The sequence below is a fragment of the Streptomyces sp. bgisy027 genome (genome assembly GCF_057710365.1).
The window spans coordinates 52350-61611 of sequence record NZ_JBYIVZ010000058.1 but is presented as its reverse complement, the minus strand read 5'-3'; the positions used below and the strand labels follow the sequence as shown (position 1 = coordinate 61611).

Sequence of the window (9262 nt, the reverse complement as noted above, 5' to 3'; positions counted from 1 at the left end):
CAGGCAGGCGAAAGGCCCTGCTCCTCCGTGAGGAACAGGGCCTTGTGCCGTTGCTCGCGGCGTCAGGCCGCCTGCTCGGTCTCCTCGACCGGCTTGCGGTGGCGGCCGCGAGGGGCCGTCTCGCTGTCCTGGCCCGAGACCGGGCCGCGGTGCCTGCCGTGGCCGGCGGACTCCTGGACGTCGGACGACGGCTGGGTCGTGCTGGCGTTGCTCATCGGTACAGCTCACCCCGTAAACATGATCCTTCTAACAGCCGGGCGAGTTTAACCGGCCCACCACGGGGCGGATCCAGGCGGCCACGCCAACCGGCACTACTTCGTTACAAGACCGCCCAACGGCGCCTGCTGCAACGGAACGGGGCGAGGCGCGACGGGACCCGGAGGGTCCGATTCCGCGGCCGTCGAGGCCGTCGGTTCCGCTTCCGCCGCCGTCCCCGGCCCCGCGTCCACGGCGCCCGTCACCCCCGCACCCGGCGCCCCCGCGGCCTCCACCCGGGCCACCCCGCACGGCACCTCCTCGGTGGCGTACGGCAGTTGCAGCACCCCCTCCCGCGTCCACTGCCCGGCCCCCGCCAGCCACCCCTCGGGCGCCGCGAGATGACGCAGCTGCCGCTCGGCGGGCCGCCACACCGCGACCCAGCTGCCGAGCGGCCCGTCGATGCGCAGCGCCACCCCGCAGCTCTCCGGCGTCAGCACCTGCCCCGGCTGGATCGCGAACGGTGTCACCGCGCACTCCGGCATCCGCAGGCACTCCGGGAAGCGCACCGGCAGCGTGCTGCCCAGCACCCCCCAGCCCAATCGTTCCTGCCCGGGCGAGGGCGCGTCCGAGCGGACCAGCAGCAGCCCGCTGTCCGGGTCGGCGAGCAGGACCCGGTCGTCGCTGTCGGCCGCGATCTGCAACAGCGGCGACACCTCGCCGCCCCGCCCCAGATCGACCACCACGGCCTTGGTGCGGCCCTCCGACTCCCGGTCGAGGGCCAGCATCCGTCCCTCCCGGTCCAGCCACACCCCGCCCGAACAGCGCCCCGGGATCCGCGCGACGTGCTCGGGCCCGTAGGCGCCGCCCGCCACCAGCCACACGGTGCTTGAGCCGCGGCCCACCGCGAGGGCGTACGCCCTGTCGCCGCCCGGCGCCGGCGGCAGCATCCGCAGCCGGGTCCCCTCCTGCGGGCACTGGACCGCGCCCAGCGCGAGCTCGCCGGTGCCGGGCCCGGTCGGATACAGCAGCGAGAAGACGTGCCGCCCGTCGGTCGGCCGGCGGATGAGGACCCGCCCGTCGCCCATCGGCTGCACCTCGGTGCCGGGCTCCTCCGGCTGATGGGAGGGCAGCGGCACCGCGTACGGCTCGGGACCGTCCAGGGTCCAGCGCTCCGCGAACCAGCAGTCGCCGTCGAGGGCGAGACGGGCGGCGTAGGAACCGTCCGCCGTGATGGTGCACTCCGTACGAGGCGTGTCGCCGCCCTCGTCCTTCGCCACGGGCGGTGGGGATCCCTCCTCCTCGAACGCGGTCGAGAGCTCAGGGGACGCACTGGCCGTCATGGTCCGGTCACCTCCGGTGACGAAGCTAGTTTTCGCACGCACAGGCGTGGGACCGGGGACGTTCCGCTTCACACAAAGGGATGGCAGAGGAACGATTCGCCTGAGGAAACAGGGGTGTCTGTGCTGAGCGGAGCGGCCCGTGCGCACGGCCGGCCGGCGGGGCGGGCGAGCGGCTCCGGCGCCGGTACATCCGCGGGGACCAGCCAGGTAGCCTTGCCCTCGTGCCCCGTCTGTCTGAAGTCATCGCCGCGCTGGAGAACCTGTGGCCCGCCGAACGGGCCGAGTCCTGGGACGCGGTCGGCACCGTCGTGGGCGACCCCGACCAGGAGGTCTCCCGGGTCCTGTTCGCCGTCGACCCGGTCCAGGAGATCGTGGACGAGGCGGTGAAGCTGGACGCCGACCTGCTGGTCACCCACCACCCGCTCTACCTCCGCGGTACGACGACGGTCGCGGCGACGCACTTCAAGGGCCGCGTCGTGCACACCCTGATCAAGAACGACATCGCCCTGCACGTGGCGCACACCAACGCCGACACCGCCGACCCCGGAGTCAGCGACGCCCTGGCCGGCGCCCTGGATCTGAGGGTCGTACGCCCGCTGGTGCCGGACCCGACGGACCCGTCGGGCCGCCGTGGTCTGGGCCGGATCTGCGAGCTGGACCACCCGCTCACCGTGCGCGAGCTCGCTCTGGAGGCCGCCGAGCGGCTGCCCGCCACCGCGCAGGGCATCCGCGTCGCCGGCGACCCCGAGGCGACGGTCCGCACGATCGCCGTCAGCGGCGGATCCGGCGACAGCCTCTTCGACCAGGTGCGGGCCGCCGGCGTCGACGCCTTCCTCACCGCGGACCTGCGCCACCACCCGGTCTCCGAGGCCCGCGCCCACAGTCCTCTCGCGCTGCTCGACGCGGCGCACTGGGCCACCGAATGGCCCTGGTGCGAGCTGGCGGCCACCCAGCTCGACGAGATCTCCGACCGCAACGGATGGGGACTGCGCGTCCACGTCTCCGACACGGTCACCGACCCCTGGACCGCCCACGCGGCGTCCAACCCGCCCACTCGAACCACGGGAGCCCCCAACTGAACGCCGCGCCGGCCGACCAGATCCGACTCCTCGACGTCCAGGCCCTCGACGTCCGCCTCCAGCAGCTCGCGCACCGGCGGAAGTCGCTGCCCGAGCACGCCGAGATCGAGTCGCTGACCAAGGACCACACCCAACTGCGCGACCTGCTCGTGGCCGCGCAGACCGAGGAGAGCGACACCGCCCGCGAGCAGACCAAGGCCGAGCAGGACGTGGACCAGGTGCGCCAGCGCGCCGCCCGCGACCAGCAGCGCCTGGACTCCGGCGCCGTCACCTCCCCGAAGGACCTGGAGAACCTCCAGCACGAGATCACCTCCCTCGCCAAACGCCAGGGCGACCTGGAGGACGTCGTCCTGGAGGTCATGGAGCGCCGCGAGTCCGCGCAGGAGCGGGTCGCCGAGCTGACCGAGCGGGTCGGCGCGGTCCAGGGCAAGGTCGACGACGCCACCGCCCGCCGGGACGCCGCCTTCGAGGAGATCGACGGCGAGGTCGCCACGGTCACCAAGGAGCGCGAGGTCATGGCCGGGTCGGTCCCCGCCGACCTGCTGGCGCTCTACGACAAGCTGCGCGGGCAGCAGGGCGGCATCGGCGCGGCCAAGCTGTACCAGCGCACCTGCCAGGGCTGCCGCCAGGAGCTCGCCATCACCGAGCTGAGCGAGGTCCGCGCGGCCGCGCCCGACACGGTGGTGCGCTGCGAGAACTGCCGCCGGATCCTGGTGCGCACGGCGGAGTCCGGTCTGTAGGACCCGGTAGGCAAGGGGCTTTGGGACCCGGTAGGCAAGGGGCTTTGATCGTGCGGGAGTTCATCGTCGAGGCCGACGGCGGGTCACGGGGCAACCCGGGGCCCGCGGGCTACGGCTCGGTCGTCATCGACGCGGCCACGGGGCAGACGCTGGCCGAGGCGGCCGAGTACATCGGCGTCGCCACGAACAACGTCGCCGAGTACCGCGGCCTCGTCGCGGGCCTGCGCGCCGCGCACGAACTCGACCCGACGGCCACGGTGCACGTCCGCATGGACTCCAAGCTGGTCATCGAGCAGATGTCGGGCCGCTGGAAGATCAAGCACCCCGACATGAAGCCGCTGGCCTTCGAGGCGTCGAAGGTCTTCCCGGCGCCCCAGGTGACGTACGAGTGGATCCCCCGGGAGCAGAACAAGCACGCGGACCGGCTGGCCAACGAGGCGATGGACGCCGGGAAGCGGGGGGAGCAGTGGAGCGCGTCCGCTTCCACGGCGGAGTCGGCGGCGGCTGACGCCAGGGCGGCGAGGGCCGCGGCCGAGCCGTCCGGCCCGCCCGGAGACGCAGCTGCGGGCGCGGCCCGGGCGCGTGCGGCGCTGTCGGAGGGGCGGGCTGCCGGCGCTTCTGCTTCCGCCGGTTCGGCTTCCCGGCGCGGAGCGGCGGAGGGTCCGGGCGGCGGAGCCGTCGGGTCCGGGGCAGATGCCGGGTCCGGGGCTGACGGCAGGGCCGAGGCCGATGTCAGGGCCGAAGCCGATGTCAGGGCCGCGCGGAGCGTGGCCGCGCCGGCGACCGGGTGGGGGCCCGCCGACATGGGGGCGCCCGCCACGTTCGTGCTGCTGCGGCACGGGGAGACACCTCTGACGCCCCAGAAGCGGTTCTCGGGGAGCGGCGGGACCGATCCGTCGCTGTCCGACGTCGGCCGGGAGCAGGCCGAGCGCGTCGGCGCCGCCCTCGCCCGGCGCGGCACCGTCCAGGCCGTCGTCGCGTCGCCGCTCACCCGTACCCGGGAGACCGCCGGCATTGTCGCCGCCCACCTCGGCCTGGACGTGACCGTCGACGACGGCCTGCGCGAGACGGACTTCGGCGCCTGGGAGGGCCTCACCTTCGGCGAGGTCCGCGAGCGCTACGCCGACGACCTGGGCGCCTGGCTCGCCGACCCCGAGGCCCGCCCCACCGGCGACGGCGAGAGCTTCGCGGCGACCGCGACCCGGATCGCCGCCACCCGCGACAAGCTGGTCGCGGCGTACGCGGGCCGCACGGTCCTCCTCGTCAGCCACGTCACGCCGATCAAGACGTTCGTACGCCTCGCCCTGGGCGCCCCGCCCGAGTCCCTGTTCCGCATGGAACTCTCGGCGGCCTCCCTCTCGGCGGTCGCGTACTACGCCGACGGCAACGCCAGCGTCCGCCTCTTCAACGACACCTCACACCTGCGCGCGTGAGCCGCCGAGCGCTGCCGCCGCGCGCGCCAGCGCCTCGACCCGCTCCCAGTCCCGCGCCGCCACCGCGTCCGCGGGAAGCATCCAACTGCCGCCCACGCAGCCGACGTTGGGCAGCGCCAGATAGTCGGGCGCGGTAGCCGGACCGATCCCGCCCGTGGGGCAGAACCGGGCCTGCGGCAACGGTCCGTTCAGCGACTTGAGATACGCCGTGCCGCCCGCCGCCTCGGCCGGGAAGAACTTCATCTCCCGCACCCCGCGCTCCAGCAGCGCCACCACCTCGGACGTGGTCGACACCCCCGGCAGATACGGCACCCCGGACGCCCGCATGGCCTCCAGCAGCAGGTCCGTCCAGCCGGGGCTGACCAGGAATCGCGCTCCCGCCGTGACCGCAAGACTCACCTGCTCCGGCGTGATCACCGTGCCCGCGCCGACCACCGCCTCCGGCACCGCGTCCGCGACGGCCCCGATCGCCGCCGGCGCGGCCGGCGTCCGCAGCGTCACCTCGATCGCCGGCAGCCCGCCCGCGACCAGCGCCCGGGCCAGCGGTACGGCGTCGGAGGGGTCGTCGATCACGACCACGGGGACGACGGGCGCGAGATCCAGGACTGAGGTCATGGCCTCATCCTGCCGTCGGGATGCAACATGCGCAAAGCACGTTGCGCAGGCTGCAATGGGTCGGCCCCGCGTCCGCGGTCGCGCTAGTGGATCTCCTCCACCAGCACGTCCAGCGTCCACGCCTTCCCGGCCCCGGCCGGCGCCTCCACCTCGACCTCGTACCCGAGGTCCCGCAGCGCCTCGACCAGCTCCGCCGGTCCCTGGGGCACGGCACCCGCCGTCAGCAGGCTCCGTACGATCCGCCCCTTGGTCGCCTTGTTGAAGTGGCTGACGACCTTCCGCGTCGGCGCGTGCAGCACCCGTACCGACGCCGTCCGCCCGGCCACCTCGCCCTTCGGCTTCCACGCCGCCGCGTACGCCGACGACCGCAGGTCCAGCACCAGGCCGTCCCCGGCCGCCTCGGGCAGCACGTTCGCCATCGGCGCCCGCCAGTGCGTCCCGAGCGCCCCGAGGCCGGGCAGCTTCACGCCCATAGAGCAGCGGTAGGACGGAATGCGGTCGCTGACGCGCACCGCGCCCCACAGTCCCGAGAACACGAGCAGCGACCGGGTCGCCCGGCGCTTCGCCGCGGCATCCAGCGACGCCAGGTCCAGGGCGTCGTACAGCACCCCGGTGTAGATCTCCCCGGCCGGCCGCGCGCCCGCCGTCGGCAGCCCGGCGTTCTTCGCCACCTCGCCCCGCAGGCCCTCGCTCAGCCCGAGCACGTCCCGCGCCTTGTCCTCGTCACCGGCGCACAGCTCGACCAGCTCCCGCAGCACCGCCTCCCGGGCCTCGCCGAGCCCCGGCAGGGACAGCGACTCCAGCTTCAGCGGCGCACCACGACCGGACGAGGCCTTGCCTTCGGACGGCGGCAACAGGACAAGCACACGTACTCCCTCACTCGAACTCCGCCACAGCGTACGGCGTGCCACCCGGCGACCCTCGCCCTACGCTCGACACATGCCCCGCCGCCACATCCGGGTGACCGGCGCCCCCGAGGCCCCCCTCCGGGCCGCCCTCACCGCCCTGCGCCACGAGCTCGGCGTCCCCGCCGGCTTCCCGCCCGAGGCGCTGGCGCAGGCCGAGGAGACGGCGAAGACCCCGGCCCTCCCCTCGTACGACGCCACCGACCTCCCCCTCCTCACCATCGACCCTCCCGGCTCCACCGACCTCGACCAGGCGATGCACCTCTCCCGGCACGGCACCGGCTACCGCGTCCGGTACGCCATCGCCGACGTCGCCGCCTTCGTCGTACCGGCGGGCCCGCTCGACCAGGAGGCCCACCGGCGGGTGACCACCCTCTACTTCCCGGACCTGCGCGTTCCGCTGCACCCCGAGTCGTTGAGCGAGGGTGCGGCGAGCCTGCTCCCGCACCAGGACCGGCCCGCCGTGCTGTGGACGGTCGACCTCGACGGGGACGGCCGTACCGTCGCCGCCGACGTCACCCGGGCCCTGGTGCGCAGCCGGGCCAGGCTGGACTACGCGGGCGTGCAGAAGCAGATCGACGCGGGGACCGCCGAGGAGCCGCTGGCGCTGCTGCGGGAGATCGGGCTGCTGCGGGAGAAGCTGGAGGTGGAGCGGGGCGGCATCTCGCTCGCCGTGCCCGAGCAGGAGATCGTCGAGCGCGACCACACCTACGAGCTCGCCTACCGCGCCCCGCTGCCCGCCGACGGCTGGAACTCCCAGATCTCCCTGCTGACCGGCATGGCCGCCGCCGACCTGACGCTGTCCCTCGGCACCGGCATCCTGCGCACCCTCCCCGCCGTCCCCGACGGCGCCGTGGGCCGCCTGCGCCACACCGCGCACGCCCTGTACGTCGACTGGCCGCACCACGTGTCGTACGCCGAACTCGTCCGCTCCCTGGATCCGCACCGCCCGCACCACGCGGCCTTCCTCCAGGAGTGCACGACGCTGCTGCGCGGCGCCGGCTACACGGTGTTCACCGGTGGCGCCCTCCCGCCCATCACCACCCACTCCGCCGTGGCCGCCCCCTACGCCCACTGCACGGCCCCGCTGCGCCGCCTCGTCGACCGGTACGCGTCCGAGATCTGCCTGGCGGCCGCCGCCGGCCGGCCGGTGCCCGAGTGGGTGGCGGCCGCCCTCGACGCACTGCCGGCCCGGATGGCCGAGGGCAGCCGGCGCGCGGGAACGGTCGAGCGGGAGTGCCTGGACATCGTGGAGGCGGCACTGCTGAAGGACCGGGTGGGGGAGGTCTTCGACGGCTGTGTGGTGGAGGTGGAGGAGCGCCGGCCCGCCGTCGGGACCGTGCAGCTGGAGTCCCCGGCGATCATCGGCCGGATCGAGAACACGGACGGGGAGCGGCTGCCGCTCGGGGAGCGGATCAGGGTCCGGCTCACCCAGTCGGATCCGGGATCGGCGAAGGTACGCTTCGAGCCCGTGCGATCGCCTTGACGAGGCTGTCGGCGTCGTCGGCGTGACAGCGCACGAGCCGGATGTCCTGCCGACGCCCGAGGAAGGTGAAGTGGGCCACGGGCTCGGTGAGTTCGAGCGTCACGGTGGTCTGCGAGCCGATCGCGAGGTTCAGTTCGCCCTCGGCCCGCTCATGGGTGGTGCGCAGTTCGCGGCGGGCCCGGGCGATCTTCTCCAGCGGTATGCGCAGATCGACGTGCACGGCACGCCGGACGCGCAGGACGCGGTCGTCGAGGACGTGCGGCCGTACGACGGAGGCGGCGTGCATCCCGACGACGAGCACCAGGGTGTACACGTCCACCGTGAACCACGCCCGCTGCACGGCCGGATGGTTCCGCAGCAGCACGGACATCATGATCGACTCGATCACGATCACGAACCCGAATCCCAGCAGCACGCTGCCCTGGCCGCGCGCGTATCCGAAGCCGGTACCGGTACCGAGCCCGTTGGTCCGCCGGGCCACCCACAGCCCGATACTCGCGAGGAGCCGCAGCTCGTGCCGGACGAGAACGAGTACGGTCCGCATCAAGGCCCGTCTCCTTCCGTTTCGATGAGGAGGCGCAAGGTGCGTCGGACGGCCGCCGCCTGAGCCGGTGCGAAATCGGCGTAGAAGGCGCGCAGGAAGCTGCTGTCGGGGTCGACGTCCAGCTTCTCCGGCAGCAGGTCGGGGGCGAGGCAGTCGACCAGGGCGCGGGCCGCGTCGTCCACGCGCGGGTCGGCGGGGTCGGCGTCGGCGAGGTCGTCGAGCAGCGCGTAGGCCGCGAGGACCTGCTCCTTCGCGCCCGGCCTGGTGAACGCCTTCTCGAACGCGCCCACGAGCTGGTCCCGGCCCTCCGCGCCGGCCGTGGTCTCGATCAGCGCGAGCATCTCCCGGTCCTTGACGGCCATGGGCGAGTCGGAGACCTGCCCCATGTCCCGGAAGAGCGCCGCGAGCTGGGGCGACACGGGCCCCTCGGCGGTCACCGCGCCCTCCGTCTCCAGCAGGGTCCGCAGCCGCTGCCGCCGCTCCCGGATCGCCGCCTCCTGCCGTGCGAGATCCTCGTCCAGCTCCGTGAGCACCTCGGCGAGATCCTTCCCGGCGTCCTCGGCGAGCACGTCCCGCACCTCGGCGAGCCCCAGCCCCAGCTCCGTCAGCCGCCGGATCCGCGCCAGTACGACGGCATGCCGCAGGGTGTACTCCCGATACCCGTTCGCCCGCCGCTCCGGCTCGGGCAGCAGCCCCTGATGGTGGTAGTGCCGCACCGTCCGGGTGGTGACACCGACGGCGGCGGCGAGTTCTCCGATCCGCATGGGACCAGTAGAGACGTTGACGTTGCGGCAAGGTCAAGCGGAGGGCCCGGCGCCTGACGGTGGCGTCTGCCGTGTGCCACGATCGAGGGAACGGTTCCCGATCTCACGGACAGGTGATCTTGCGATGCCCGAGTCTGGCGAGCGACCGAAGAAGGGAC

At 73.8% G+C, this 9262-nt stretch carries 10 protein-coding genes; 4 read left to right on the top strand and 6 right to left on the bottom strand.

The features are described 5' to 3' along the window. Nucleotides 1-62: 62 nt before the first annotated feature. Together AC3ETA_RS39810 and AC3ETA_RS39805 are read right to left on the bottom strand one after the other, a co-directional pair. Nucleotides 63-215, bottom strand: coding sequence for a hypothetical protein (locus tag AC3ETA_RS39810; protein WP_163016998.1), 153 nt, complete (start codon nt 213-215; stop codon nt 63-65). A 96-nt stretch (nt 216-311) separates the two neighbouring features. Then, nucleotides 312-1538, bottom strand: coding sequence for a hypothetical protein (locus AC3ETA_RS39805; RefSeq protein WP_432197777.1), 1227 nt, complete (start codon nt 1536-1538; stop codon nt 312-314). Nucleotides 1539-1759: 221 nt separating this feature from the next. Between AC3ETA_RS39805 and AC3ETA_RS39800 the strand changes: the two genes are divergently transcribed. From AC3ETA_RS39800 to AC3ETA_RS39790, 3 genes are read left to right on the top strand one after another with little or no spacing between them, the layout of a single operon-like run. Then, complete coding sequence (locus tag AC3ETA_RS39800; RefSeq protein WP_432197776.1) at nt 1760-2617, top strand: Nif3-like dinuclear metal center hexameric protein; 858 nt, start codon at nt 1760-1762, stop codon at nt 2615-2617. Next, nucleotides 2614-3357 carry a zinc ribbon domain-containing protein gene (locus AC3ETA_RS39795; RefSeq protein WP_432197780.1) on the top strand — a complete coding sequence of 248 codons (744 nt, stop codon included), beginning with the start codon at nt 2614-2616 and terminating at the stop codon, nt 3355-3357. Before AC3ETA_RS39800 ends, AC3ETA_RS39795 begins: the two co-directional genes overlap by 4 nt. A gap of 50 nt (nt 3358-3407) precedes the next feature. Beyond that, nucleotides 3408-4790, top strand: coding sequence for a bifunctional RNase H/acid phosphatase (locus AC3ETA_RS39790; protein WP_432197775.1), 1383 nt, complete (start codon nt 3408-3410; stop codon nt 4788-4790). Here AC3ETA_RS39790 and eda read toward each other — a convergent pair. Together eda and yaaA are read right to left on the bottom strand one after the other, a co-directional pair. Continuing rightward, on the bottom strand, nt 4773-5405 hold the full coding sequence (gene eda, locus AC3ETA_RS39785) for a bifunctional 4-hydroxy-2-oxoglutarate aldolase/2-dehydro-3-deoxy-phosphogluconate aldolase (protein ID WP_432197774.1): 633 nt from the start codon (nt 5403-5405) through the stop codon (nt 4773-4775). The two genes, AC3ETA_RS39790 and eda, sit on opposite strands and share 18 nt — an antisense overlap. 83 nt (nt 5406-5488) lie before the next feature. Next, nucleotides 5489-6271, bottom strand: a complete 783-nt coding sequence (yaaA, locus tag AC3ETA_RS39780) for a peroxide stress protein YaaA (RefSeq protein ID WP_432197773.1) — start codon at nt 6269-6271, stop codon at nt 5489-5491. A gap of 73 nt (nt 6272-6344) precedes the next feature. Between yaaA and AC3ETA_RS39775 the strand changes: the two genes are divergently transcribed. Then, nucleotides 6345-7796 (top strand): RNB domain-containing ribonuclease, encoded by a 1452-nt coding sequence (locus tag AC3ETA_RS39775; RefSeq protein ID WP_432197772.1) that lies wholly within the window; start codon nt 6345-6347, stop codon nt 7794-7796. Here the strand turns inward: AC3ETA_RS39775 and AC3ETA_RS39770 are convergent. Beyond that, on the bottom strand, nt 7738-8340 hold the full coding sequence (locus tag AC3ETA_RS39770; RefSeq protein WP_432197771.1) for a hypothetical protein: 603 nt from the start codon (nt 8338-8340) through the stop codon (nt 7738-7740). The genes AC3ETA_RS39775 and AC3ETA_RS39770 overlap by 59 nt on opposite strands. After that, nucleotides 8340-9104, bottom strand: a complete 765-nt coding sequence (locus tag AC3ETA_RS39765; protein ID WP_432197770.1) for a MerR family transcriptional regulator — start codon at nt 9102-9104, stop codon at nt 8340-8342. Before AC3ETA_RS39765 ends, AC3ETA_RS39770 begins: the two co-directional genes overlap by 1 nt. Nucleotides 9105-9262 lie beyond the last annotated feature (158 nt).